Origin of the sequence: Vibrio algarum (genome assembly GCF_028204155.1) — a bacterium.
Taxonomy (GTDB): Bacteria; Pseudomonadota; Gammaproteobacteria; order Enterobacterales; family Vibrionaceae; genus Vibrio; species Vibrio algarum.
Genome location: NZ_JAQLOI010000001.1, coordinates 670,854 through 695,666 on the forward strand (window position 1 = coordinate 670,854; position 24,813 = coordinate 695,666).

Here is a 24,813-nt window from a genome sequence, read left to right on the forward strand (position 1 = left end):
AAATTTAATTATCGAACTGTAAAACACGAGATAAAATTAAGCCTTCTATTATTTAGGGGGCTTTTTTTCTGCATAGGAAAAACAACGAATTTAAACCAAAGGTGCAAAAATAGAAGAAAATTAAATCCGAACCCAGCGATGATTAACGCGATAGATTCAACACTTTTAAAGTCATCTCGAAAGGCAAACCACCAAATAACCCAACAGAGCACAGAAAGAACCGTTAATTGATCCATGCATCGTTTGCAACGGCCGATTTTTTTCCAGAACCAATTTTCCTTACAATACTTACAGGCCATTATTCGCTACCAGTTAAACACCTAGCTTGATTTTGAACTAGTCTTGAAAACAGTGCAATTATTACCTCCGATCTGATAAAAGTAGGCTTTTATTCAAAAAAAACGTGATTAAATCAAAAAATATGACTTCATCCGTAAAAAATTTGTTTTTCCCCTTGGGATCTTAACTCTTGTCCCCCACATATCTTTCACGCGCTGATAATTCAGCACTAAATTACATTAATGGAAACAACAATCAGGAGAGACGACCCGATGAATATTCGTCCTTTACACGACCGTGTTATCGTTGAGCGCAAAGAAGTTGAATCAAAATCTGCAGGTGGCATTGTGCTAACAGGATCTGCGGCAGAAAAATCTACTCGCGGTACAGTTCTAGCTGTAGGCAAAGGTCGTATTTTAGAAAACGGTACTGTTCAACCTTTGGACGTTAAAGTTGGTGATACGGTTATTTTCGCAGAAGGCTACGGCACTAAAACTGAGAAAATTGACGGTAAAGAAGTATTGATCATGTCTGAAAATGACATCATGGCTATTGTTGAATAAGCAAGCGTTGAGTAATTCACTCTTAAACGACAAGCAATATAAAAATAGAATTTAGGAAAGGATATTAAAGATGGCTGCTAAAGACGTAAAATTTGGTAACGACGCACGAATCAAGATGCTAGAAGGTGTTAACGTTCTGGCTGACGCAGTAAAAGTAACACTAGGGCCAAAAGGTCGTAACGTAGTACTAGACAAATCTTTTGGTGCACCAACGATTACTAAAGATGGTGTATCTGTCGCGCGTGAGATTGAGCTTGAAGACAAGTTTCAGAACATGGGCGCGCAAATGGTTAAAGAAGTCGCGTCGCAAGCAAATGATGCCGCTGGTGACGGTACAACAACCGCAACAGTGTTAGCACAATCAATCATTACTGAAGGCCTAAAAGCGGTTGCTGCGGGCATGAACCCAATGGACCTGAAGCGTGGCATCGATAAAGCTGTTATTGCGGCAGTAGAAGAACTTAAAGGCCTATCGGTTCCTTGTGCCGATACGAAAGCTATCGCACAGGTAGGTACAATCTCTGCAAACTCTGATGATACTGTTGGTAACATCATTGCTGAAGCAATGGAAAAAGTAGGCCGTGACGGTGTTATTACGGTTGAAGAAGGTCAAGCTCTTCAAGATGAGCTAGATGTAGTAGAAGGAATGCAGTTTGATCGCGGTTACCTTTCTCCATATTTCATCACAAATCAAGAAGCTGGTGCGGTTGAACTAGAGAACCCGTTCATTCTTCTTATCGATAAAAAAGTATCAAATATCCGTGAGCTTTTGACCACACTAGAAGCGGTAGCAAAAGCGTCTCGTCCACTTCTTATTATTGCTGAAGATGTAGAAGGCGAAGCTCTAGCAACACTTGTTGTAAACAACATGCGTGGCATCGTTAAAGCTGCAGCAGTAAAAGCACCTGGGTTTGGTGATCGTCGTAAGTCTATGCTGCAAGATATCGCTGTACTGACTTCTGGTACGGTTATCTCTGAAGAGATTGGTCTAGAGTTAGAAAAAGTGACTCTAGAAGATTTAGGTCAAGCTAAGCGCATTATCATCACTAAAGAAAATACGACTATTATCGATGGTCTTGGTGAAGAAACGATGATTCAAGGTCGTGTATCTCAAATTCGTCAACAAATCGAAGAAGCAACATCAGATTACGACAAAGAGAAACTACAAGAGCGCGTAGCTAAGTTAGCTGGCGGTGTTGCAGTAATCAAAGTTGGTGCTGCTACTGAAGTAGAGATGAAAGAGAAGAAAGACCGCGTTGAAGATGCACTTCACGCTACTCGCGCAGCCGTTGAAGAAGGCGTTGTTGCTGGTGGTGGTGTTGCACTTATCCGCGCAGCATCTAAAGTTGTTGGTCTTGAAGGTTCTAACGAAGAGCAAAACGTAGGTATTCGCGTTGCACTTCGTGCTATGGAAGCGCCATTACGTCAAATCGTAGAAAATGCGGGTGAAGAAGATTCAGTTGTTGCGAATAACGTTAAAGCTGGTGAAGGTAGCTATGGCTATAACGCAGCGACAGGCGAATACGGTGATATGATTGCAATGGGTATCCTAGACCCAACAAAAGTAACTCGTAGCGCGCTACAATTCGCAGCATCAGTTGCAGGTCTTATGATCACAACCGAAGCTATGATTACTGATTTACCAGCTAAAGACGCACCAGGCATGCCAGATATGGGTGGCATGGGTGGTATGGGTGGCATGCCGGGCATGATGTAGCGCGACAAGTGTCGCGTTAACTAGAGAGGGTAATTAATTACCCTCTTGACCAACTATTCCAAATATGGGATAGTTGGTACTCCTTAAGATCGAACCTAACAATAGTTAGGATAGGAAGCCCAATAGGGTAAAGGTCTGCCCACCGAAAGGAATGTAACAATTTCAAATCTAGCTAAACGGTATTTTTAATACTGTTTTTCACGCTGATACAAACAATATATGTATATTTTGCCGACTTTCCCTCAAGAGATTAGCTATCTCAATAATGGAATGTTCCTGCAAGTTTTTATGCATCTTACTATTTAGCACTATCTTCTCTGAACTGAGTTCAAAGAGCGCCTATTCCTGTGTTTTGCACTCGAATTGCGTTGTGTTTTATACCGCAAGGAATTTTACATTTTCATTTCTAAGTAATAGTGATGCCACTCCAGTAGCACGACTATTTCTTACCTCAAACTAGTTAACGTGACTTAAGCTCTTGTTTGTATTGTTTTACGCGCACTGTCTAACCGTGTAGATAAAACCAACTCTGTAGCGGGTTGTAGCCTAGGGATACTGCGTGTCTGGTAACGGACGGGTGGGAAGCTTCCTAACAATGTACTCCCCGCTTTGGGCATGGTTTTGCGTGAGCAATACTGTGGATTTTCGTAATGACTATGAAATGAGAGGCTAGGCTTAGCTGTATGGTTAACATATGTGAACTGCTGATAAACGACGTGAGCCTGAAATAGCGAAATGTCATTGCTACGCTATGACCAAAAGGTACGTGGATAGGTTTCTCTTTTACATCTAGGGAAACGCTACCGTTAATGCCACCGTTGAATAGGCAGAACCTAACCAGCTGTGTACAAGCATGGGAACTTGGTAAGCCCGATAATCTGCCTTATAGGCAGGGGAACCGTAAGGTGAACTGTTGGATTAGCGGGTATAGGATCGATGGAAAAAGCGAATGTCTGATGGTAATAGTCGGGATAGGGACAGCTGTTCTAACGTGAAAGCGTGCCCACTTCCATTGAGGTCTTTAATCGCAAAACCATTTGCAAAGCTAAAGGGCTAATTCTAAGAAATTAGCATTATGTACTACTCCCCATAGGGTGAAGATCTTTCACCTTATGGGTGAGATATCTTTGCTGTTTGTGGAGAAATACTTCCAGAGGATAGCAAGATGAGTACAACGACAGGCGTACCTGCATTCTCGCGCTCTAATGAGAGTTGGCATTCCATTGATTGGGAAGCCTGCCACATTTCGGTGAAGAGGCTGCAAACGCGAATTGCGAAAGCAACAATAGAAACTGATTGGCGACAAGTAAAGAAGCTACAACGTATGTTGGTACGCTCCTTTTCAGCCAAAGCATTAGCGGTTCGAAAGGTAACTGAGAACCGAGGGAAGAACACCGCTGGAGTTGATAAGGTAACTTGGAATACACCAGTTAAGAAATGGGATGCTATCAATGAATTGAAGCGCAAAGGCTACAAGCCCAAACCGCTGAGACGAGTTTACATTCCGAAATCAAATGGCAAATTGCGTCCACTAGGGATTCCGACAATGAAGGATAGAGCTATGCAGGCTTTATACCTTCTGGCTCTTGAGCCTGTGTCAGAAACCAAAGCAGATCGTAATAGTTATGGATTTCGCCCCAATCGAAGTACAGCTGATGCCATAGAGCAATGCTTTGTGAACCTCAGCCGGAAAAACAGCGCCCAATGGGTGTTGGAAGGGGATATCAAAGGGTGTTTTGACAATATCAGCCATGACTGGTTAATTAATAATGTCCATATGGACAAAACGGTGCTCAGGAAGTGGCTCAAAGCTGGGTATATGGAAAGCGGGAAATTGAATCCTACGGAGGCAGGAACACCACAAGGAGGGATAATTTCTCCGGTGCTTGCTAATTTGGCTTTAGATGGTCTGGAATCGGTGCTTGAATCCCATTTTGGGAAGAAGAACACCAAAGCTAGTTACAAGACTAAGGTCAACTATGTGCGTTATGCGGATGATTTCATTATCACTGGTATTTCGAAAGAACTGCTCGAAGATGAAGTATTACCATTAGTGAAAGCCTTCATGGCTGAGCGAGGGCTGAAACTGTCAGAGTCTAAGACGCTGATAACACATATAGATAAAGGATTTGATTTTCTGGGGCAGAACTTACGCAAGTACAAAGGCAAGATGTTAATCATGCCGGCGAAGAAAAGCGTTAAGCAACTGCTTTCGAACGTGAAAGCTTATTTGGATTCACACAAAACAGCTTCGGCTGCGGCAGTGATATCTAAACTGAATCCGATGATTCGGGGATGGTGTAACTACCACCGACACATCTGTTCAGATAGAGCCTTCAAGTACGTGGACTATCGTATTTGGCAAATGCTCTGGAAGTGGTGCAGACGTATCCATAAAAACCGCCGTAAACGCTGGATTAGAGCTAAATACTTTAAAACAGTGGATAAGCGAAATTGGGTATTTAGTGCACCAAGAAAAGGAGAGGATGGATACTATCGATTAGCATATGCTTCGAGAGTTGATATCGTAAGACATGTAAAAATCAGGGCTAGGGCGAATTGTTACCTACCGGAAGATGAACAGTATTTCGAAACCTTTAAGGTCAGGAAGCTGAAATCTTCGTTAGCAGGAAACATGAAGCTATGGGCATTGGCGAAACGTCAGGACTATAAATGTGCTGTTTGTAATCAGGTCTTTAAGACTGAGGACGAATGGGATGTTCACCATATTATTCGTAGAGTAGATGGGGGTTCTGATAAACAGTCAAACCTGACGTTGCTTCATATGAATTGTCACAAGCAAATTCATAGTAATTGCGGTTGAATTTTATTCAATCGACCGCATATAGAAAGAGTGGGCAATCAACCCCGTTGTCGCTGATGATAAGGTGGCTCAAAGGTTTTGATAGTGTCTATTGTGTACCGGGTGCAAAACTAGTCCCACCTAAAAGGTCCCTAGGAGGTTAGTGGAACCTTAACCGCTAGACGAAGCTACCATTTGGCGCTCTCGTCGCGTGTTCGTCATCACGCTAAAAAGACGTGGGCTGCGTGCTGTAAGCAGTACAAAATAACAGTATCGGTATACACAATTGGTGCAGTCATTATCTGCTGTAGGAATATGATCTAGACATTGAACTACAAACCGCCGGGCAGGGCGGTATATAAATCCTGGATTTAACGTCTAGGCGCCTAGATCTTATTGAAGGCTATCGCCATGAAATTTGATCTACGGGTATCAGTTATTTTTAACGTTTCGAATGTAATCTATGCCTTAACGGGCTTATTGCTTGCTTTGAATCAATTAGGATGGCTGTGATCCCTGCTGAACTTACTTCGGTAAGTTCGGCACTCTTTCTAGCTGGCTTGCTTTTTGGAGTAGGCTTATAAAGGCTTGAGCCGTGTGCGGGGAAACTCGCACGCACGGTTCTTAGGGAGGGGTAGTCAGTAATGGCTGCTCCTTACCCGCCAAAAAGATTTAGCCTCTCACCACTGACTTGATAGCGGCATTGAATGTGCTCATGTACGGATGTACATTTAGCGCATTCGCCTTGTTCTAAAGTCACTCAGTAAAGAGAATTCTAAACCTAATTGTTATTGGAAACCGAAGTGTACAGACGCTTCGGTTTTTTTGTGCGTGTAGTAAATAGTGGAATTACTAGTTAGGCTTATGAAGTATGCTATCTAATTAAAAAGGAAAAGAGATTAAGTGAAATCAGTCATCCGTATACGTGCTTACACGTCTGAGGACGCCAGAGAATTGAAAACGCTATTTTTTGATACTGTGCATAATGTTAATAAGAGAGACTACTCAGAAAGCCAAATAAAGGCTTGGGCATCTGAAGAGATTACCTATGAGTCTTGGCGTGTTCTTATGGAAAAACTGACGCCTTTTGTTGCAGAGATAGATAACAAAATTGTCGGCTATGCTGATCTTCAGCCTGATGGCTTGATTGACCATTTCTATGTAGGACATCAATATCAAAAGCGAGGTGTGGCTGGTGCATTAATGCAGCGTATTTATCAACAGAGTAATCAGAACAATCTATCGCGTATTTATTCTCATGTCAGCGTTACGGCGAAGCCTTTTTTTGAACATTGTGGTTTTAAGGTAATAGAGGAACAACAAGTAGATATTAGAGGGCAGCAGTTGACTAATTTTGTGATGGAACTGACGACTTTAAAGATGTTGTAGAGATAAAAAAAGCAGCGTAAACGCTGCTTTTTAATCATGTTATAACGGTGTTATTAACGCGTACCGTAAACTACAATCGTCTTACCGTGTGCAGAAATTAAATTCTGCTCTTCCAGCATCTTAAGAATACGACCAACAGTCTCACGTGAACAACCTACAATCTGACCGATCTCTTGACGAGTGATCTTAATTTGCATGCCATCTGGGTGAGTCATCGCATCTGGTTGTTTTGCTAAGTTCAGAAGTGTCTGAGCAATACGACCTGTCACATCTAAGAATGCTAAGTCACCTACTTTTTGGCTAGTCGTTTGTAGACGGCTTGCCATTTGAGATGAAAGACGCATTAAAATGTCAGGGTTTACTTGAATAAGCTGACGGAATTTCTTAAAAGAAATTTCAGCAACTTCACATGGTGATTTAGCACGTACCCATGCAGTACGCTCTTGATCTTCTTCGAATAGACCTAGCTCACCGATGAAGTCACCTTGGTTAAGGTAAGAAAGAATCATCTCTTTACCTTCTTCATCCTTGATAAGCACGGCTACAGAGCCTTTCACAATGTAATACAGAGTTTCCGCTTTCTCACCAGCGTGGATAAGCGTACTTTTGGAAGGATATTTATGAATATGACAGTGTGAAAGAAACCACTCTAACGTTGGATCGGTTTGAGGTTTACCAAGAACCATAATTATCTCACTATTATCTGCAGGGCCTGCTCAGCAGCTTTCCTTTGCTGCATCCCCTTTTAATCGGTGACGATAGCATAGGATTTCTCGTTCAAAGCTGCAAGCTACATATGTATATCAGTTAAGAATAATATCCTTTTTTGCAGTCGATTTCTTGATTTTGATCGCCCTGATTTCCCGAATTCTTAGGTCAAAGTGTGCACATCGTCACGGTATCAGAACTAAATCCATTTGTTGGTTAAAATTTAACCAATTTTGCCTGTCTCAATTAATTGTTGTAGCACGGGTCTGATTATCAATTCCATTGCAAAGCTCATCTTTCCTCCCGGTACGACCAATGTATTGTGTCGAGAAACAAAAGATCCATCAATCATGGCTAAAAGGTAAGGAAAATCAACATTCTTCATTCCACGTAACCGAATAACGACAAAGCTTTCATCTAAGCTCGGGATAGCTTTTGCATTCAAAGGGTTTGAGGTGTCTACCGTTGGAACTCGCTGAAAGTTTATATGGGTACGAGAAAACTGAGGAGTAATATAGTTAAGATAATCATCCATTGAGCGGACAATAGAGTCGGTAACTGCTTCTCGTGAATGCCCTCTATCTCGTGTATCACGCACAAATTTCTGTATCCATTCAAGGTTTACAATAGGTACCATTCCGATCAGTAAATCAACGTGTTGTGACACATTAATGTCGCCATCTACAACCGCGCCATGTAAGCCCTCGTAAAAAAGTACGTCGCTATCTTCCGCTAAGTCTTGCCAAGGAGTGAATGTTCCCGGCATTTGGTTATAAGGTACAGCTTCATCAAATGAGTGTAGGTAACGCCTTACTTGGCCTTGGCCCTCGTCACCATATTTTCTAAAAAACTGCTCTAGCGCTGGGAAATTATTGGCCTCAGGACCAAAGTAACTAATGTGTTTACCTTGTTCTTTCGCTTTGCGAATTTCAATGTCCATTTCAGGACGAGTAAATCGGTGAAAACTATCTCCTTCCACCCATGCGGCCTTTACGTCCATCATATTAAACATCTTTCTAAATGCTTCAGATGTTGTGGTTGTTCCTGCGCCAGATGAACCTGTAACTGCGATAATCGGATGTTTTGCTGACATGAGATTCCTTGTCGTTACATTGGTGAATACGGTTATGTTAAAAATAGTGTATGAGATTCTATAAAAAGAATAAATGCTTAACTCTTTGTTATCAGAACTCGCGCCTGAGTTTTATATCAACGGTTTCGTGAAGTTCCGAAAATACAATGACCGCGTCTTCTGCCTTTAGCTGTTTTCGTACTTGCTCAATTTTATCTTCCAAAGTGACTTCACTTTGACCGTAATCGGTGCCTTCTCTCAAAACGAATTCTTTAATTAGGTTATCGAGCGTGTCACCGTCGATTTCTTGCCATGGAATGATCATAAATTCTTCTTATATTGATGATGCTATATGCTGGTAATAACGAGGTAATGCGTGTTCTAACCAGAAAGTGGGTTTAGTCAGTGTTCCCGTTAAGAAGCCCACATGACCACCGCTTGTAAATAGGCGATAGTGAATGTTTTTGTTCAATGAGAAGTTAGGTATGACCGCTTGAGTCATAAATGGGTCGTCCTTTGCATGAATCACCTGCAGAGGCACACCAATGTTATTTATAACATGGATACCAGAGCATTTTTGATAATAATCTTTAGCGCTTTCAAACCCGTGCAAAGGTGCGGTAATCAAATCATCGAAGCTATACAGTGTTTTTAAGGATGCCATATCTTGTGTTGAAATGCCTAATTCCGACGTAAGCTGTCTCTGTTTTTGCAGTGCGTTTTTTTGAGAGAGGTTAATAGGTAGTTCCCATAAACCTTAGATAATCCTCGCTCTATTCGTGCAGAACAAGAAGCTAAGTCGAGAGGTGCAGAAACAACGGTAGCGGCTTCAATGATAGGATCTTGGCGGTATTTAGCGAGATAATTTACTAACATATTTCCACCGAGTGATATACCAGTAGCGACCTTTGGTTGATTAGGAAAAAGAGTATGTAAATACTCTAAAAAAAGCGCGGATCATCAGTTTCGCCAGAATGATAGGCTCTAGCGAGTCGGTTAGGTCTGCCGCTACAGCCTCTAAAGTGCATCATGACAGATAACCAACCTTTTTGAGAAAAAGCATGCATCAGACCGTTCGCATATGGGCTGTCGAAGCTGCCTTCTAAACCGTGAAAAAGTATAAAGATAGGTTTGTTTTTTGCTGATGGGGCGGTCCAGTCTTCACTCCAAGCTAGGTCTAGAAAATCGCCATCAGGTGTTTCTAGCGTTTGCCAGTGTGCAGAGAATAGCGGCTGCTTGCGAATCATCCTTGGAATGACGGTTTGTAAATGAGGATTGCTGAGCCCTCTTGCTGCTCTAAATTCGGTCATAATGTAAAGTCACTGATTGGGGTACTATCTAATAAGGCTTTTAACTTAATGAGTCCTGTTTCAACTTGAGCTTGATCGATTGGTGAACTTAAAGCAAGACGCACTGCTGGAGGTACATTGGTCGCAGGTGGTGAAAAAAGCTCTGCCGACTTTACTATTACGCCATTCTCAGCAGCCCTGTTTACAAAATCACTTAAGCGCCAATGGTCGGGTAGCGTTAACCAGACATGGAAACAATCGTGAGTATACTGTAGTTGGTAATCGGACAAATAGTTAAGTGCAAGTGTAAGACGCTCTTTCATCTCTGTGCGGATAAAAAGCAAGGTGTTTTCAAGCTTGTTTGAGCTTAGTAGTTCACAGGTTAATGCGGTAAGCAAAGGGCTTATCATCCAACTATGGTTTTGTAATGTAATGCTGAGGTGAGGGTGCATTTTACTTGGTGGTTGTATATAGCCTACCCGTAATCCCGGGGCGAGACATTTAGAAAAAGCACCAATATGGAATACTTGTTCCGGTGCTAAATTGACTAGTGGTGGAGGAGCATCCTTAGGGAGAAGCCCGTTCACATCGTCTTCAATAACATATAGGTTATGTTGTTTACACACCTCTAAGATCGCTTTACGTCGCTCAAGAGACATGGTGGCTGTAGTTGGGTTTTGCAGTGTCGGTGTCAAATAGATGAATCTAACCTGAAATTGTCGACAAGCCGCATCGAGAGCAGCTGGTAGAACACCTTGCTCATCCATTTCTACACCTTTAACGGTTAGCTGTTTCTGCTTAGCTAGACTAATTAAACCAGGGTAAGTCAGCTTTTCCGATAAAATAGTATCTCCGGCTCTCGTGAATGCTTCGAAAACCATCTGCATTCCGTGCTGTGCTCCTGAGCAAAACAATAGCCTATCAGCATCAAGCTTAACTCCATGCTCGTTAAGCCAACTAGCCACCATTTGTCGATGAGAATCAATGCCAGTGGGCTTTTGATAGATCATAAATTGATTGAGTGCTTGAGCAGATTGAGCCACGTTACCCATTGCCTCTTTTAGCATCTCGCTACGATCAAACATAGGTGGAATGTTAAAGCCGAAGTTGCATTCGTTAGGGTCGTAGTTATCTCTTTGGTCAAATGCCCAGTACACTTTTTTCTTATCCACAACATAGGTGCCAGCCCCCACTCGTGCTTCAACTAGACCTTTTCGCTCTGCCTCTGCGTATGCTCTCGTCACTGTGCCAACCGTAACGCCTAACTTATCTGCTAAGAAACGATGAGTTGGAAGTTTGTCATTTGCGGTCAACTGACCTGACTCAATCTTCTCTGCTAGTAGTTCGGCAATTTGTTTGTATTTTGGTGCAGTATTTGTTTTGGATAACGCAAACTCTATGATTGTCATGGTGACAATAAACCTTTTGATCTTTAATAATTACATTGTTATGGTCATTTTGTGCGCACAAAAGAGAAAAATCAACTAATAAATAAGTATTGTACCGATACAATTTTCACTGTGTGAGGAAAGTAAAATGGAATGGCAGTTTTTTATCTCAATTGCAATGTTTGCTCTAGTGATGACAGGGACACCTGGACCAAACAACGTTATGTTAACCGCTTCAGGCGCTAATTTTGGATATCGAAGATCATTGCCGCATGCTTTTGGGATTGGTGTGGGATTGATGAGCATGGTATTTTTGCTGGCTTCAGGGCTTGGACTCATCTTTCAACAATATCCAATAATTCAAGAAGCAATGAAATGGATAGGTAGTGGCTACTTATTGTATTTAGCCTGGAAAATAGCTAACGCAAAGCCAAGCTCGGGCCATAGTGATATAACCAGTAAACCAATGACATTTATTGAAGCTGCATTGTTTCAGTATCTTAACCCTAAAGCGTGGATGATGATGGTGACGGCAATTGGATCATTTTCACTGGAAGGTGGAGAATATTGGTGGTCAATACTGGTGATCGCTGCCATTTTTTGGATTTTTCAAATACAGACTTCTTCTATCTGGGTAGGTTTTGGTACGTTGATTGGACGGTGGTTGTCGAGTTCCTCGGCTTGGAGACGATTTAACCTTTGTATGGGATCCTTAACGGCGGTTTGTGTGGTATTTATCTGGTGAAGCATTGCTTTGTCTATGTTGTTATCCTCACTTTCTGAGAATAACAACATAGATAAGAGAATAGAAATTAGCACCGGTAGAAAATGAGCAGATCTGATAATTACTATAGATTTATTTTAGTCATACAAAACTGTGAAAACTTCACTAATACTTGACGCGCGCAATTGGTCTCGAAAATGGCAGCTAGTTTTTCTGCATACTCTTCGATGACATGCTCTTTTAAGCCGGTAAGTGAAAGTCGCATAATATCTGCTGTAAATTCAGGGTGAAATTGAACTCCCCATGCACATTCCCCAATTCTAAATGCGTGGTGTGGCTCGAATTCGTTATTAGCTAATAGCGTGGCTTCTTTTGGCAGTGTTAACACCGATTGAAAGTGGACTGCGTGAGCGGAAAACTGGGCAGGCAAAAACGAAAAGAGTGGGTCGTTTTCTGCGGAACTTAGTTTGTTGATGTTGACCGTGCCTATTTCAAGACCTTTCGGGTGGTAACCAACCTCTCCCCCATCGCTTGGGCGATAAGTTGATGTCCGAAGCAGATGCCTAGCAATGGTATTTTGTTGTTTATAAGGTCAGATATTTCTGATGAAAGGCGCTGCATCCAGTTTGTTTTTTCAGTTGCCATAGATAAAGACCCCATAATGATCACGCCTGCTATTGAATCAAAATTGGGTAGTGAGCTTGATATTCCATCATGAAAAATGATTTCGATAGGTTGTCTATCTAAACAGGGAAGCTCATATGTGATGGCATTTTTTGCCCAAATTTCAAAATCACCGAACTTTTCTCTTTGTGCTTCAGGGGCTGAGCCCACATTTACAATGACTAATTTCTTCATTATTTGACCTTTTGACCATCCATGATCCAAAAACTACTTTATACAAATTGTACTCATTTACTGGTCATATGAAATGGGCTCTTTGTAGCGAACATTCATAGGCATAAATGCCTAGAGTTGTTTGCGAAATCTCATTCATTTTGATCACATAAATAATGTAAATAGTATAACGAGTGTTAAGGTGTCTTTAAGTATCGGTTCTTTTAAACACCAATGCTTTACATCATTAATGTAGGTAAATCAGTGAATTGGTTCAATGGTTTTTTACTGTGGCATTAACTGGTAGGTTTAGAAAAGGCGCTAAATAGATGCTCAGCATTGAGTGAACGGCAGTATCCAAGTGTTAGCGACTCAGATGTATTGGTTGAGAGCTGTAGAGAGTTTATACAGTCAACCAAGTCAGATTGTTGTTGCTTTTCTAGCAGCAACTCAAATTCTAATGATTCCCGGTATAGTGTTGCTGGTACATGAGGTTTTATTTTTTTCTTAGTGTTCGATATTGAAGTAGTAACTCTTCAGTGTGCTGAAGGCAGTGGAGTAGCTTGCCCCAATCATCATCATTGAAAATAAGTTTTTGTTCATCTAACCATTTTAGTAGTAGCAATAAATTTACATTGCCATGAAAATTGTTTTGTAGTGAAAGACACGCTTCTTTTACCCCTCGCACGCTATAATACTGCAAACTGAATTGCCAGAGCCGTTCTAACGTCAGTGTAAAAGAAGCGAGTTTTGTCATTAAAGTTCCTGTTCCATCTCCTCTAGCGACTCTTGAATGGTCATCCACTCGAGTTCTGTCTCTTCTAGTTCAGATTTAGATGTCGCTTGAAGGGCTAATACTTTATTAAGTTTAGCTTTATTTTCAGCTTGGTACAGAGAAGTATCCAATAATTCTTGTTCAGCCTCCGAGAGTATTACGCCAAGCTTATCCATTTTCTTTTCGAGCTTCTCAAGTTCTTTTCGTAGTGGTGCGGTCTTTTTACGAAATTCAGCTTCTTTACGTTTTTGTTCTTTTTTTGCTGCCGCGTTATTCGTTGTATTTTTTACAGGCAGATCTTGTGCGGCTTCTTTTTTATCAGCCTTGTTTTGTTCTGTCAGCCATTTGTAGTAGTCATTTAAGTCGCCATCAAAAGGTGAAACCTGACGGTCGTGTACTAGGTAAAGGTCATCGGTTGTAGCGCGAAGTAGGTACCTATCATGACTGACGATAACCATCGCGCCCTCAAATGTTTGCAATGCAAACGTCAATGCCTGACGCATGTCCAAATCGAGGTGGTTGGTTGGTTCATCAAGTAACAATAGGTTTGGTTTTTGCCATACGACTAACGCGAGTACTAAGCGAGCTTTTTCACCACCCGAGAAAGGGGCGACTTTATCTAATGCTTTGTCACCATGAAACCCAAAGCTACCCAAATAGTTTCTTAGCTCTTGTTCCGTCTGTTTTGGCGCAATTTGCATCATATGTTGCAAAGGCGTTTCTTCGGGATGCAGTGTTTCTAACTGGTGCTGGGCAAAGTAGCCTATATTGACACCTTGAGAGTAAGTTAGATCGCCCCCTTGTGGTGAAAGTTCACTTGAAAGCAGTTTAATTAGCGTGGATTTACCGGCTCCATTTCGTCCTAACAGTCCGATACGGCTACCTGGAACCAAATTCAGACGAATCTTTTCTAATATAAGGTTATCACCATAGCCTGCTGACACCTCATCCATCATTAGTATTGGATTTGGTAGCGCCGACGGTACGCGAAACTCGAAGCTGAATGGATTATCTAATTGTGCTGGAAGAACCTTTTCCATCTTTTCTAGGGCTTTGATTCTGCTTTGAGCTTGCTTTGCTTTGGAGGCTTTATAGCGGAAGCGATCAATATAACTCTGCATATGATTAACTTGCTTCTGCTGCTTTTGGTACATCGCTTGTTGTAGCACCAATTTTTCAGCACGCTGGTTTTCAAACGATGAATAGTTGCCAGTGTATTGATTTAGAAGCTGGTTTTCCACGTGGATAATTCTATTAATAATTGGATCTAAAAAATCCCGATCATGAGAAATTAAAATGAGTGTCCCCGGGTAATTTTGCAGCCATTTCTCAAGCCACATGACGGCATCAAGATCTAAGTGGTTGGTTGGCTCATCAAGCAACAGTAGATCTGATCGGCACAATAAGGCTTGGGCTAAATTTAAACGCATACGCCAACCACCAGAAAATTGAGTCAAATTCCAACTCATTTGTTCTTGGCTAAAGCCTAAACCATTAAGCAGTTCAGCCGATCGCGCTCGTATAGTGTAGCCACCAATGGTGTCTATTTTTCCATGTAATTCGGCAACTAAGGTCCCATCGTCAACCTCTTCTGCTCGAGCTAATTGTTCTTCTAAATTTCGATATTCTCTATCACCATCAATAACATATTCCAGAGCAGGACGTTCCAAAGCTGGCGTTTCTTGTGCAACCCAAGCAAGCTCCCAATGAGCTGGTTGAGCAAATGAGCCTGCGTCAATGGACAGTTCGCCTTTCAATAGTGCAAATAGCGTGGATTTACCACAACCATTTTTACCCACTAAACCGACTTTATCTCCGGGGTGTATAGTTGCGGTAGCTTGATCTAGTAGAGCTTTACCGCCTCGAAGCAGCTGAATATCTGAAAACGTAATCATAGAAATCTTATTGATAGGAAATGGTTTAAACGCGGGAATAGTAGGCGTTCTGAGAATAAAAGTCGATCATTATGCAATTTGCGATATGATGTTTAACACTAAAAAAATGAATATAGCGACAATTTCATTGGTAAGAGTTAATTTATCAATGACCGCAACTAAGTAAAGGAAGCTCTTCAAGGAATGATAGACGCGACTATACCCTTACCGCGAATTTTGGTGATTTTTGTACATCCAGAACTTGATACCTCTGTTGCCAATAACGTGATGCTAAAAAAAGTTGAAGATCTAGAACACGTCACTGTTCATGATCTTTATGCCCAGTACCCAGACTTTTTTATAGATGTTCAAAAAGAGCATGAACTGCTCCTGTCTCACGATATCATCGTATTCCAACACCCTTTGTATATGTATTCCTGCCCAGCTTTATTGAAGGAGTGGATGGATCGCGTTTTAGGCAAAGGCTTTGCTTTTGGGGATAATTGTGCGTTAGAAGGCAAACATTGGAGAAGTGTTATTACCACTGGAGGGGCTCGCGAAGCCTTTGCTGCATCAGGTTACAATAAATATCCAATGGAAGAGATTTTACAACCCTTTGAGTTAACGGCTGGGTTATGTCGAATGCACTGGTTAGAGCCACTTGTTGTGCATTGGGCAAGACATATCTCTGATATAGAACGATTGCAACACGCCGAAGCTTACCGCGACTGGCTAAAGAACCCATGGGAACAATTTAAAGCAGATAAATCGGGGGGAATGTTTGATGGCAATGACTAACGATTTTTTGCAAAGTGGTGTGATTTTTCTTTCTGCAGCTGTCGTTGCGGTTCCACTTGCACAGCGATTAGGGCTTGGTTCTGTTTTAGGTTATCTACTCGCTGGTGTCGCGATCGGACCTTGGGGCTTTGGATTAATTAGCGATGTAGATGCCATTCTCCACTTTGCGGAATTTGGCGTGGTGTTATTACTTTTTCTTATCGGTTTAGAGCTTAACCCTAAAAAATTATGGCAGATGAGAAGCCCCATTTTGGGTTTAGGTGGTGCTCAAGTTGTCGTGACCTCTTGCGTGCTTGCTAGTATCGCGAGCTTTTTGGGGCTTTCATGGCAAACCAGCTTGGTTGTGGGGATGGGGTTGGCTTTGTCTTCAACCGCTATAGCGTTGCGAGTTATTGAAGAACAAGGATTAGCAGGCAGTGAAACGGGTCAATCCGGTTTTGCTGTTCTATTGTTCCAAGATATTGCGGTGATACCGATGCTTGCGATATTGCCAATACTTGCAGGTGGAAGTGGTGGGGGAGATTGGTTAGATACAATAACGACCTTTGGGTCCATTATCGTTTTACTTGTTGGTGGTCACTTTCTATTACGTCCTCTATTTCGATATGTTGTGACCAGTGGAGTCAGAGAGTTATTCACCGTGGCGGCATTACTCGTTGTCATTGGTATAGCACTAATTATGCAAAGCCTGGGCTTATCTATGGCTTTAGGTACTTTTTTAGCGGGTGTTCTGCTTGCTGAAAGTGAATATAGACATGAGCTAGAAGTGGCGATTGAACCCTTTAAAGGATTGTTATTGGGGTTGTTTTTTATTGCAGTTGGAATGGCGGTAAACCTAGGTTTAATTGTGTTAGAGCCGATTCAAGTGTTTATTGCTGTTGTTAGTTTGGTCGCAATAAAAGGGATCATTCTTTATGTTTTAGCCCGTTTATTTGGTACTCAAGCAAAAGCTCGCAGTAGAATGGCTGCGATTTTGAGTCAAGGTGGTGAGTTCGCCTTTGTGCTTTTTACCGCAGCTCAAGCTGAAAATTTGTTAGCGCCTGAATTAGTGTCTTTCTTATTAGTGGTGGTGAGTTTATCTATGGTTACGACCCCATTGTTGTTACTGGCCCAGAAAAAATGGTTTTCAGCGACGATTAACAACGATGAGGGCTTAGCTAAAGAGGACGTCATCAACAGAAATCCGAGGGTGATAATTGCCGGTTTTGGTCGTTTTGGTCAAGTCGTTGGTCGACTCATGTACGCCAATAAAATCCGTATTACGGTTTTAGAAAGTGATGCTAGCCAAATAAGGTTGCTAAGAAAATATGGTTACAAAGTTTTTTATGGTGATGCGACTCAGTTAGATTTACTACGAGCGGCTGGTGCTGATAAAGCTGAAGCCTTAGTTGCTTGTACTGATAACCCTGACGAGATTTTGCATATAGTGGAAATATGTCAGCAACATTTCCCTAATCTCAAGATCCTTGCTCGCGCACGAAGTCGTGTAGAAGCGTATCAATTATTAAATCACGGAGTTCCTAATTATTCCCGTGAAACCTTTTTGGGCGCATTAGATTTAGGTCGTCAACTATTGGTTGAATTAGGAATGCACCCTTATCAGGCAAAAAGAGCAGAGGATCACTTCCGTAAGTTAGACAATGCCATGCTTAAAGAGTTACTACCCAAGCATACCGACGATAAAGACCTCGCGCAGCGTTCAAAAGAATCCCGAAAAGAGCTAGAAGAAATATTCGGTCAAGAGATGGAAACCGACAACCAGTCGACCAATCACTGGAAGTAATCGTATTCTACCCAGCAGCCGATCAGAAGAAATAAGAAAGCAGGTTTAATAACAATGAAAATAAAAAAACGATTTATTGCAGGTGCAAGTTGTCCTAAATGTTCAGCGCAAGATTCTCTGCGTTGGTGGGTTGAAAATAGTATCGAAATGGTAGAGTGCGTTGAATGTGGGCATATCGATAAACGTCTGCCTAAATCTGCGGAGTCATCAGAGCACGCTGGTGAAGATATGATCGGTTTTTTTAAGCCCTAGGGTTTGAGTTTCATTATTTTGCCCCCATAATAAGCCGTATTCAAAATGAAAATAATCTTGATGGTAGATAGTTCAACTACCCCTAATTCTCTTTGGAGCAAAAATGAATATTGAAAAAAACGTTGTAGTGAGCCTTGCATACCAAGTGAAGCTTGAAGAAGGTGTAGTTGTTGATGAAGCTACAGTAGAAAATCCATTGGATTACCTACACGGTCACAACAATCTAATTACTGGCCTTGAAACTCAACTTGAAGGCAAAACGGTAGGTGATAAATTCTCTGCAACCATCGCTCCAGAAGATGCGTACGGTGAGCATAATGACGCACTTGTTCAACGTGTACCTGCGAATGTTTTTCAAGGTGTTGAGCAAATTGAAGTTGGTATGCGTTTCTTAGCTGACACTGACCAAGGCCCAATTCCAGTTGAAGTAACAGAAGTGGATGGCGATGAAGTTGTCGTTGATGGTAACCACATGCTTGCAGGTCAAACATTAACATTTGATGTTGAAGTCATGGGTATGCGTGAAGCTACGGCTGAAGAAGTTGAGCATGGACACATCCATAAAGAAGGTGGTTGTGGCCATGACCACGATCACGAAGGCGGTTGTTGTGGTGGCGAAGGCCATGACCATGGTGAAGGCAAGAAAGAAGGCTGCTGTGGCGGTGGCAAAGGCAAAGGTGAGAACGGCGGCGGTTGTGGCTGTTCACACTAAGTATGATCAAATTCTAGCGGGCTTATTTATGGCCCGGTAAAATGATTTGAATAAAGCCCTAAGAACTCTGAGAGTTATTTAGGGCTTTTTTATTTATAAATTAAGGACGATTTATGTCAATTTCTCCATTTGCAATCGCTATTCATGGTGGTGCTGGTACCATCTTGAGAGAAAATTTAACGCCGGAACTCGATAAGCAAATCAGAGCTGCATTAGAACAATCTGTACGTGCTGGATATGACATTTTAAATAAAGGTGGCGACGCCTTAGATGCTTCGGTGGCCGCAGTAAAGGTGTTGGAAGATTGCCCACACTTTAATGCGGGTAAGGGGTCGGTAATGACCCATACAGAGATGGTGGAGATGGATGCATCCGTGATGCATGGAAAAGAGATGGAAGCGGGTGCTGTAGCGGCAGTCAAACACATTAAAAACCCGATAGAACTCGCTCGTGATGTGATGAATAAAAGTGAGCATGTGTTTCTGATTGGTGATGGCGCAGAAGAGTTTGCCTTTGATAATGGCTTTGATTATACCGAGCAAGACTATTTTTTTACGGATCGTCGCTATGAACAATTACAGTCTATGAAAGAGTCCGGAACATTTGGCCTTTCTGAATCTAAATTTCCTGATGACAAAAAATTCGGCACTGTCGGAGCGGTGGCGTTGGATAAATTTGGCAATCTGGCGGCTGCAACAAGTACTGGTGGCTTGACTAACAAAAAGTATGGGCGTGTTGGTGACTCTCCTATAATTGGTGCGGGCACATTTGCAGAAAATAACAATGTTGCTATTTCTACTACAGGAATGGGCGAGTGTTTCATACGTAAAATGGTAGCAGCTGATGTTGCTGCTCGAATGAGATATCTTAAAGAAGATGTGTATACCGCGAGTGAAATGGTCATACAAGGCGAGTTAAAATTGATGGGAGGTGAGGGAGGACTCATTGCGATTGATCATCAAGGAAATATTCATAATGCAATGAATAGCTTAGGGATGTATCGAGCGAGTATTAACGTACACGGTCAGTTGGATGTGGCGATATTCGCTGATGAGGTGTTAAAGGCGAGTTAAACATAGGGTAACAGGCCTCCTCGAACATACTTGTTGGACTCAAATTAATAGTGTGGTGGAGGGGTTTCTTCAGAGGCATCTGCCAAATTTGAGGAATCCATGTTTTTCACTTTTCCAACCACATATTTCATCTGATCTTGCATCTTGGTTATAAGGAGTTGCTGTTGGCTAAGTGCATCGTTTAGTTCGTCAATCGTTTGTTCTTGGAAAGCCGCTTTGTACTCTAGGTCTTCAATGCGCTGCTGTAATTCTTGAGTCGTGTTATTAGTCATTTTCTATTTTCCAAGCTTGTGCAATACCGGCAGAAGTTGCCGATATGATTCTATTTTGACGATCAAAGGCGGCATCATACACGACTGCACGTGGAGGGCGAGTATCTTTTAACGGTTCAACATCCCAACCGCCCACTCGTTTACCTGTTTTGGTTTCCCAAAGCATGACCCTACCATTAGGTGAACCTGTGACTAAATGTTCACCATCATCTGAAAAACGCGCAGAAGAGAAAACTAATTGTCTTGCAAGAGACTTGAGTGATGATACTTTTTCTCCGGTTTTAAGATCCCAAACGAAGCTGTCTTTTGCTCCATCAGAAGTGAACGCATATCTTCCGTCTCTTTGTAACGCTATTCTGTTAATTCTCGCATTGTGTTCAAATTGATACAGTGCCTGGCCTGTCTCCGTGTTCCAAAAGTAAGCTTTGTAGTCATTTCCACCAGTCAAAGCGAACTTGCCATTTGATGAAATAGCCACGGTATTTACTTTTTCTCTATGAGCAAGGAACTCTAATCGCCTTCCGGTGACTAAATTGACGTAAATGGCCTTTCCATTAGATAAACCAAGTAATACCTGTTCGCCATTGCTTGATATATCAATGTCTCGGATCAGTCCGTCAGAGATAGACCAAAGCCCTTCGGCTTGGGTCCATGAAAGATCCCATACAGCGAAGTTGAGTTGGGTAGACGTAACCGCGTAGCGGCTATTATCAGAAATACGTATATGAGAAACGCTATTTCCATCGAGGTCTTGTTTGCCTAAAGAGGCTAACTCTTGATTCTCTTTTAAATCCCATAAGAGTAATTGACGCTCTTTTGAGTAGAGAAGTGCAAAGCGTGCATCTCTGCTAAGGGCAAAGCTTGTGGTGCCTTTGGGCTCTATGATCCACTTTTCTTCATCTTGAGATGAAAAAAACAACCATTTAACAGAGTGATGACAATACCCAATAGCATATAATGAGAGATTATTCGCATTACAATCAAGAATCCAGTTTGTGTCGATAGGCATATACCTAGTATATTGATACACCAATAATTTTGCACACTATTGATAGTAATTGATGAGAAGTGTGTACTAACGTCAATGGCAATGCCATTAATTTGGAGAATTTAATGAAACCTTTGTTTAAAGTGTCCCTACTAGCTGCAACTGTAATGTTGGCAGTAGGTTGTCAAAAAGAAGAAACGCCTAAAACTGAAGTAGCTCCACAAGTAGAGCAAGTTCAAGCTGAGGCAGAAAAAGCCGTTCACTTTAAAACAGATGAAGATAAAGCAGCTTATGCTTTCGGTTTATACTTTGCTAAAAACATAGAATCTAGCATCGAAGGCTCAACTGAAATTGGAATAGAGTTGAAAAAAGAGCTTGTACTGCAAGGTATTGAAGATGTATTTGCAGATACTGAAAAACTAACCGATGACGAACTGCGTTTAGCGCTTGAAAATTTTGAAAAAATAGTTGGCGAGAAGATGCAAGCGAAAGCGGAAGCTGACGCAGCGGCTGCGCTTAAAGTTGGCGACGATTTTCGTGCTGAATTTGAAACACAAGAAGGTGTAGTGAAAACGGACTCAGGTCTTCTTTATCAAGTCATGACGCCTGCTGAAGGTGATAAACCAGCTAAAACAGATACTGTTGAAGTGCATTATGTAGGTACGCTTATTGACGGAACTAAATTTGATAGTTCATACGATCGTGACTCAACGGCTACATTCCCTCTTGATCGAGTGATTCCAGGTTGGACTGAAGGCGTACAACTTATGCCTGTTGGTTCTAAATTCAAGTTTGTTATTCCACCTGAGTTAGCATATGGCGCACAAGACACACCGACTATTCCTGCAAACTCAACTCTCGTTTTTGAAGTTGAATTGATTAGCATTGATAACGGTGAAGTACTAGAAGCACCAGCAGAAACACCTGCAGCTGAGTAACTTTTACTTTTAGGTTGTATGAAAAGGCTCGGATATCCGAGTCTTTTTTTAAACCAGCAAAGTGAACAGATCAAAACGGTGCGTGATTCAAAATTTCTGATAAACTTGCCTTAATTAGTTGATTTTTTAAACCGAGGCTAGAAATAGTGGCAACATCAGAAATCGTTCATGCGGAAGCGTTACTAGAGATGGATTCCGTGATTGTTGAACCATTTAGCAAGCATGATCTGATCATTTTAAAATCCTATGAAGCCGTAGTAGATGGTCTTGCTGGTTTAATAGGTCCGTTTTGTGAGATCGTTCTTCACTCATTAGAGAGTTTAGACACCTCTGCAATCAAAATAGCCAATGGTGAGAATACCGGTAGACATGTAGGATCGCCAATTACTGATATGGCGTTGAAGATGCTCAAAGACATTGAAGGCTCTGAGCGGAACTTCTCTCGGGCTTACTTTACTCGAGCAAAGGGCGGGGTATTGATGAAGTCTATTACTATCGCTATTCGCAATGGTAATAATCGAGTTATTGGCCTGTTATGTATTAACATCAATCTGGATGCGTCATTTTCCCAAGTTCTGCGTTCTTTTATGCCAACAGATGAAGCAAAAGAAGCCGCGTCTTCAGTAAACTTTGCCAGCGATGTTGTAGAGCTTGTGGATCAAACTGTGGAACAAAGCATTGAAGACATCAATGCTGATAAGTCGGTATCGAATAATACTAAAAACCGTCAAATTGTCATGGAGCTATACGACAAAGGCATTTTTGATATTAAAGATGCGATTAATCGTGTTGCTGATCGCTTAAATATTTCTAAACACACTGTCTATCTCTATATTCGTCAGCGTAAGACTGAGGATGGAGAAAAGTGATCTTAAGTTACACCCTTGTTGTTAACGGAAGCGTATATGGTTCTCAGTCGGCAAGAAACGCTTATGCGTTTGCCAATGCATTGCTTGAAAAGGGCCATACAATAGTTTCTGTGTTTTTTTATCAAGAAGGGGTAACAAATGGTTCGAAATTGGTTGTACCGGCTAATGATGAGTTTGATTTAACCAGTGCTTGGAGCCAATTAGCATCCACACATAATATTCGTTTAGAAACATGTGTGGCAGCTGCTTTACGTCGTGGAATACTCAGCACAGAAGAAGCCACCTTGCATACTCGTGATGAATCTAACCTTGCCGATGGATTTGAGCAGATCGGATTGGGTAGTTTGGCTGAAGCTCTGCTGACTCAAGATAGAGTAGTACAGTTTTGAATAAGCTAGGTTTTGTCTTTCGTTCTCATCCACATTCCTCAGCGAAAGGTCGAGAAGGGTTAGACGCTTTATTGGCCGCTTCTGCATATAGTGAGAATATCTCGGTATTTTTTATCGGCGAAGGCGTCACTCAACTCGTGGCGAATCAAAAGACGGCCGCTATATTTTCTAGAGATTATGTACCTGCGTTTAAGCTCATGGATCTCTATGACATTGAAGATATATACGTCTGTTTGGACTCTTTAAAAGCGAACGGGTTGGCTGAGGCTGAATTAGTTTTGGATGAACCCGTCAAACTAAAAGCAACAAAGGTGGCAGAATTACTGCATCGCTGTGACAAGCTACTTACCTTCTAGAGAATTGAGATGCTGCATATTGTTAAACATTACCGCTCGTTAAGTGACGCTATTGCTACTGCTCTAGAGGGCGATGAACTACTTTTAGTAGAGGATGCGGTATACGCAGCCCTAAATGAACATAAAGCGAATATTGAGCTTGCAGCGACTTCTAAGCCTGTTTATTGCCTTATAGCAGACGTAAACGCTAGAGGTTTAACGTTGGACCCCAGCAATCTAATGGTCGATTTTAGCGGTTTTGTTGCACTAACAGAGAAGCATTCTTCTTCTATTACATGGGAATAAAGTTAAATCATCTGTATGGTGATTTAACTATGCTTAAGTAGGATATTTATAATAAACACCGTGCTTAATAACCTCCGTACAAGATTTGAGCATATATACCCGCGACAGCTTGTTCCTTTAGGATCAAAAAGATCCCTAAATACCTTGACAGACCTTCCTTCCGTGCATAAAATCTTGCGTCCCTCATAGTAGGGTTAGATTTTTCATGAAGCATAATTTCAGCAAATCAGGAGCTAGTTAATGGCAACTATTAACCAGTTGGTACGTAAACCTCGTGCAAAGCAAGTTGTTAAAAGCAACGTGCCAGCACTAGAAGCGTGCCCACAAAAACGTGGTGTATGTACTCGTGTATATACTACTACACCTAAAAAACCTAACTCAGCGCTACGTAAAGTTTGTCGTGTGCGTTTGACTAACGGTTTCGAAGTAACTTCGTACATCGGTGGTGAAGGTCACAACCTTCAAGAGCACTCAGTTGTACTAATCCGTGGTGGTCGTGTTAAAGACCTTCCGGGTGTGCGTTATCACACAGTTCGTGGTGCACTTGACTGTGCAGGCGTAAATGACCGTAAGAAAGGTCGTTCTAAGTACGGTGTGAAACGTCCTAAGTCTTAATGATTCTCTGTTTACGAACAAGCGTTAAGTAAGGCCAAACATTAATTATTTATATTTTTGAAGAA

General features: G+C 41.7%; 25 protein-coding genes and 4 pseudogenes. 16 read left to right on the forward strand and 13 right to left on the reverse strand.

All coding sequences use genetic code 11. The annotated features are described in order from the left end of the window. Nucleotides 1-8: 8 nt before the first annotated feature. Nucleotides 9-299, reverse strand: a complete 291-nt coding sequence (locus tag PGX00_RS03355; RefSeq protein ID WP_272132773.1) for a DUF3624 domain-containing protein — start codon at nt 297-299, stop codon at nt 9-11. A 252-nt stretch (nt 300-551) separates the two neighbouring features. On the opposite strand from PGX00_RS03355, the gene PGX00_RS03360 reads away from it, so the two are divergent. From PGX00_RS03360 to PGX00_RS03375, 4 genes are all read left to right on the forward strand, one after another. Next, entirely contained in the window at nt 552-842 is a 291-nt protein-coding gene (locus tag PGX00_RS03360) for a co-chaperone GroES (RefSeq protein WP_047874558.1), read from the forward strand. A 70-nt stretch (nt 843-912) separates the two neighbouring features. Then, complete coding sequence (gene groL / locus PGX00_RS03365; RefSeq protein ID WP_272132778.1) at nt 913-2,559, forward strand: chaperonin GroEL; 1,647 nt, start codon at nt 913-915, stop codon at nt 2,557-2,559. Nucleotides 2,560-3,724: 1,165 nt separating this feature from the next. Next, on the forward strand, nt 3,725-5,383 hold the full coding sequence (ltrA, locus tag PGX00_RS03370) for a group II intron reverse transcriptase/maturase (RefSeq protein WP_272132780.1): 1,659 nt from the start codon (nt 3,725-3,727) through the stop codon (nt 5,381-5,383). An 882-nt stretch (nt 5,384-6,265) separates the two neighbouring features. Continuing rightward, entirely contained in the window at nt 6,266-6,751 is a 486-nt protein-coding gene (locus tag PGX00_RS03375) for a GNAT family N-acetyltransferase (protein ID WP_272132781.1), read from the forward strand. Between the two features lie 53 nt (nt 6,752-6,804). Here the strand turns inward: PGX00_RS03375 and crp are convergent, their stop codons facing one another. From crp to PGX00_RS03400, 6 genes and pseudogenes are all read right to left on the reverse strand, one after another. Further along, nucleotides 6,805-7,437 (reverse strand): cAMP-activated global transcriptional regulator CRP, encoded by a 633-nt coding sequence (gene crp / locus PGX00_RS03380; RefSeq protein ID WP_272132783.1) that lies wholly within the window; start codon nt 7,435-7,437, stop codon nt 6,805-6,807. Nucleotides 7,438-7,682: 245 nt separating this feature from the next. Continuing rightward, nucleotides 7,683-8,552 carry a phosphoribulokinase gene (locus PGX00_RS03385; protein WP_272132784.1) on the reverse strand — a complete coding sequence of 290 codons (870 nt, stop codon included), beginning with the start codon at nt 8,550-8,552 and terminating at the stop codon, nt 7,683-7,685. 91 nt (nt 8,553-8,643) lie between these two features. Further along, the gene (locus PGX00_RS03390) at nt 8,644-8,856 is read right to left on the reverse strand and encodes a YheU family protein (RefSeq protein ID WP_272132785.1); all 213 of its coding nucleotides are present in this window, start codon (nt 8,854-8,856) and stop codon (nt 8,644-8,646) included. Nucleotides 8,857-8,865: 9 nt separating this feature from the next. Continuing rightward, nucleotides 8,866-9,177: pseudogene (locus PGX00_RS22850) on the reverse strand (hydrolase); the annotation flags it as partial. A 59-nt stretch (nt 9,178-9,236) separates the two neighbouring features. Then, nucleotides 9,237-9,841 (reverse strand): annotated as a pseudogene (locus PGX00_RS22855) (hydrolase); the annotation flags it as partial. Beyond that, nucleotides 9,838-11,229, reverse strand: coding sequence for an aminotransferase-like domain-containing protein (locus tag PGX00_RS03400; RefSeq protein WP_272132786.1), 1,392 nt, complete (start codon nt 11,227-11,229; stop codon nt 9,838-9,840). The pseudogene PGX00_RS22855 and the gene PGX00_RS03400, both read right to left, overlap by 4 nt. 127 nt (nt 11,230-11,356) lie before the next feature. Between PGX00_RS03400 and PGX00_RS03405 the strand changes: the two genes are divergently transcribed. Next, complete coding sequence (locus tag PGX00_RS03405; RefSeq protein ID WP_272132787.1) at nt 11,357-11,953, forward strand: LysE family translocator; 597 nt, start codon at nt 11,357-11,359, stop codon at nt 11,951-11,953. A 103-nt stretch (nt 11,954-12,056) separates the two neighbouring features. Here the strand turns inward: PGX00_RS03405 and PGX00_RS03410 are convergent, their stop codons facing one another. The 4 genes and pseudogenes from PGX00_RS03410 to PGX00_RS03425 form a co-directional block, all read right to left on the reverse strand. After that, nucleotides 12,057-12,320: a type 1 glutamine amidotransferase family protein gene (locus PGX00_RS03410; protein WP_272132789.1), complete on the reverse strand. Its 264-nt coding sequence runs from the start codon at nt 12,318-12,320 to the stop codon at nt 12,057-12,059. Between the two features lie 98 nt (nt 12,321-12,418). Continuing rightward, nucleotides 12,419-12,790, reverse strand: coding sequence for a glutamine amidotransferase-related protein (locus tag PGX00_RS03415; protein ID WP_272132791.1), 372 nt, complete (start codon nt 12,788-12,790; stop codon nt 12,419-12,421). 275 nt (nt 12,791-13,065) lie between these two features. After that, nucleotides 13,066-13,526 (reverse strand): annotated as a pseudogene (locus PGX00_RS03420) (TIGR02444 family protein). Next, nucleotides 13,526-15,439, reverse strand: coding sequence for an ABC transporter ATP-binding protein (locus PGX00_RS03425; protein WP_272132793.1), 1,914 nt, complete (start codon nt 15,437-15,439; stop codon nt 13,526-13,528). The pseudogene PGX00_RS03420 and the gene PGX00_RS03425 overlap by 1 nt, the downstream one beginning before the upstream one ends. A gap of 183 nt (nt 15,440-15,622) precedes the next feature. Between PGX00_RS03425 and kefG the strand changes: the two genes are divergently transcribed. The 5 genes from kefG (at nt 15,623) to PGX00_RS03450 (ending at nt 20,036) form a co-directional block, all read left to right on the forward strand. Beyond that, on the forward strand, nt 15,623-16,216 hold the full coding sequence (gene kefG, locus PGX00_RS03430) for a glutathione-regulated potassium-efflux system ancillary protein KefG (protein ID WP_272132794.1): 594 nt from the start codon (nt 15,623-15,625) through the stop codon (nt 16,214-16,216). Continuing rightward, nucleotides 16,203-17,999 carry a glutathione-regulated potassium-efflux system protein KefB gene (gene kefB, locus PGX00_RS03435; protein ID WP_272132795.1) on the forward strand — a complete coding sequence of 599 codons (1,797 nt, stop codon included), beginning with the start codon at nt 16,203-16,205 and terminating at the stop codon, nt 17,997-17,999. The genes kefG and kefB overlap by 14 nt, the downstream gene beginning before the upstream one ends. A gap of 54 nt (nt 18,000-18,053) precedes the next feature. After that, entirely contained in the window at nt 18,054-18,251 is a 198-nt protein-coding gene (locus tag PGX00_RS03440) for a YheV family putative zinc ribbon protein (RefSeq protein WP_272132797.1), read from the forward strand. 103 nt (nt 18,252-18,354) lie between these two features. Further along, complete coding sequence (slyD, locus tag PGX00_RS03445) at nt 18,355-18,963, forward strand: peptidylprolyl isomerase (protein WP_272132799.1); 609 nt, start codon at nt 18,355-18,357, stop codon at nt 18,961-18,963. Between the two features lie 113 nt (nt 18,964-19,076). Next, a complete protein-coding gene (locus PGX00_RS03450; protein WP_272132802.1) occupies nt 19,077-20,036 on the forward strand; it encodes an isoaspartyl peptidase/L-asparaginase family protein in 960 nt (319 codons plus the stop codon). 44 nt (nt 20,037-20,080) lie between these two features. On the opposite strand, the gene PGX00_RS03455 is transcribed toward PGX00_RS03450, so the two are convergent. Then, nucleotides 20,081-20,308, reverse strand: coding sequence for a SlyX family protein (locus tag PGX00_RS03455; RefSeq protein ID WP_272132804.1), 228 nt, complete (start codon nt 20,306-20,308; stop codon nt 20,081-20,083). After that, a pseudogene (locus PGX00_RS03460) lies at nt 20,301-21,283 on the reverse strand (WD40 repeat domain-containing protein). The gene PGX00_RS03455 and the pseudogene PGX00_RS03460 overlap by 8 nt, the downstream one beginning before the upstream one ends. A gap of 138 nt (nt 21,284-21,421) precedes the next feature. Here PGX00_RS03460 and fkpA point away from each other — a divergent pair. From fkpA to rpsL, 6 genes are all read left to right on the forward strand, one after another. Continuing rightward, complete coding sequence (gene fkpA / locus PGX00_RS03465; protein WP_272132805.1) at nt 21,422-22,234, forward strand: FKBP-type peptidyl-prolyl cis-trans isomerase; 813 nt, start codon at nt 21,422-21,424, stop codon at nt 22,232-22,234. 188 nt (nt 22,235-22,422) lie between these two features. Beyond that, complete coding sequence (locus tag PGX00_RS03470) at nt 22,423-23,103, forward strand: helix-turn-helix transcriptional regulator (RefSeq protein ID WP_407702370.1); 681 nt, start codon at nt 22,423-22,425, stop codon at nt 23,101-23,103. Then, nucleotides 23,100-23,492, forward strand: a complete 393-nt coding sequence (tusD, locus tag PGX00_RS03475; protein ID WP_272132809.1) for a sulfurtransferase complex subunit TusD — start codon at nt 23,100-23,102, stop codon at nt 23,490-23,492. Before PGX00_RS03470 ends, tusD begins: the two co-directional genes overlap by 4 nt. Further along, nucleotides 23,489-23,848, forward strand: coding sequence for a sulfurtransferase complex subunit TusC (tusC, locus tag PGX00_RS03480; RefSeq protein WP_272132811.1), 360 nt, complete (start codon nt 23,489-23,491; stop codon nt 23,846-23,848). Before tusD ends, tusC begins: the two co-directional genes overlap by 4 nt. A gap of 9 nt (nt 23,849-23,857) precedes the next feature. Further along, entirely contained in the window at nt 23,858-24,133 is a 276-nt protein-coding gene (tusB, locus tag PGX00_RS03485) for a sulfurtransferase complex subunit TusB (protein ID WP_272132813.1), read from the forward strand. A 240-nt stretch (nt 24,134-24,373) separates the two neighbouring features. Further along, nucleotides 24,374-24,748, forward strand: coding sequence for a 30S ribosomal protein S12 (gene rpsL, locus PGX00_RS03490; RefSeq protein ID WP_005417208.1), 375 nt, complete (start codon nt 24,374-24,376; stop codon nt 24,746-24,748). Nucleotides 24,749-24,813: the final 65 nt, after the last annotated feature.

Excerpts from the sequence above, each read along its gene's own strand:
- PGX00_RS03355 (WP_272132773.1), bottom strand. The coding sequence starts at position 299 with ATGGCCTGTAAGTATTGTAAGGAAAATTGGTTCTGGAAAAAAATCGGC.
- PGX00_RS03360 (WP_047874558.1), top strand. The coding sequence starts at position 552 with ATGAATATTCGTCCTTTACACGACCGTGTTATCGTTGAGCGCAAAGAA.
- groL (WP_272132778.1), top strand. The coding sequence starts at position 913 with ATGGCTGCTAAAGACGTAAAATTTGGTAACGACGCACGAATCAAGATG.
- ltrA (WP_272132780.1), top strand. The coding sequence starts at position 3,725 with ATGAGTACAACGACAGGCGTACCTGCATTCTCGCGCTCTAATGAGAGT.
- crp (WP_272132783.1), bottom strand. The coding sequence starts at position 7,437 with ATGGTTCTTGGTAAACCTCAAACCGATCCAACGTTAGAGTGGTTTCTT.
- PGX00_RS03385 (WP_272132784.1), bottom strand. The coding sequence starts at position 8,552 with ATGTCAGCAAAACATCCGATTATCGCAGTTACAGGTTCATCTGGCGCA.
- PGX00_RS03390 (WP_272132785.1), bottom strand. The coding sequence starts at position 8,856 with ATGATCATTCCATGGCAAGAAATCGACGGTGACACGCTCGATAACCTA.
- PGX00_RS03400 (WP_272132786.1), bottom strand. The coding sequence starts at position 11,229 with ATGACAATCATAGAGTTTGCGTTATCCAAAACAAATACTGCACCAAAA.
- PGX00_RS03405 (WP_272132787.1), top strand. The coding sequence starts at position 11,357 with ATGGAATGGCAGTTTTTTATCTCAATTGCAATGTTTGCTCTAGTGATG.
- PGX00_RS03415 (WP_272132791.1), bottom strand. The coding sequence starts at position 12,790 with ATGAAGAAATTAGTCATTGTAAATGTGGGCTCAGCCCCTGAAGCACAA.
- PGX00_RS03425 (WP_272132793.1), bottom strand. The coding sequence starts at position 15,439 with ATGATTACGTTTTCAGATATTCAGCTGCTTCGAGGCGGTAAAGCTCTA.
- kefG (WP_272132794.1), top strand. The coding sequence starts at position 15,623 with ATGATAGACGCGACTATACCCTTACCGCGAATTTTGGTGATTTTTGTA.
- kefB (WP_272132795.1), top strand. The coding sequence starts at position 16,203 with ATGGCAATGACTAACGATTTTTTGCAAAGTGGTGTGATTTTTCTTTCT.
- PGX00_RS03440 (WP_272132797.1), top strand. The coding sequence starts at position 18,054 with ATGAAAATAAAAAAACGATTTATTGCAGGTGCAAGTTGTCCTAAATGT.
- slyD (WP_272132799.1), top strand. The coding sequence starts at position 18,355 with ATGAATATTGAAAAAAACGTTGTAGTGAGCCTTGCATACCAAGTGAAG.
- PGX00_RS03450 (WP_272132802.1), top strand. The coding sequence starts at position 19,077 with ATGTCAATTTCTCCATTTGCAATCGCTATTCATGGTGGTGCTGGTACC.
- PGX00_RS03455 (WP_272132804.1), bottom strand. The coding sequence starts at position 20,308 with ATGACTAATAACACGACTCAAGAATTACAGCAGCGCATTGAAGACCTA.
- fkpA (WP_272132805.1), top strand. The coding sequence starts at position 21,422 with ATGAAACCTTTGTTTAAAGTGTCCCTACTAGCTGCAACTGTAATGTTG.
- PGX00_RS03470 (WP_407702370.1), top strand. The coding sequence starts at position 22,423 with ATGGATTCCGTGATTGTTGAACCATTTAGCAAGCATGATCTGATCATT.
- tusB (WP_272132813.1), top strand. The coding sequence starts at position 23,858 with ATGCTGCATATTGTTAAACATTACCGCTCGTTAAGTGACGCTATTGCT.
- rpsL (WP_005417208.1), top strand. The coding sequence starts at position 24,374 with ATGGCAACTATTAACCAGTTGGTACGTAAACCTCGTGCAAAGCAAGTT.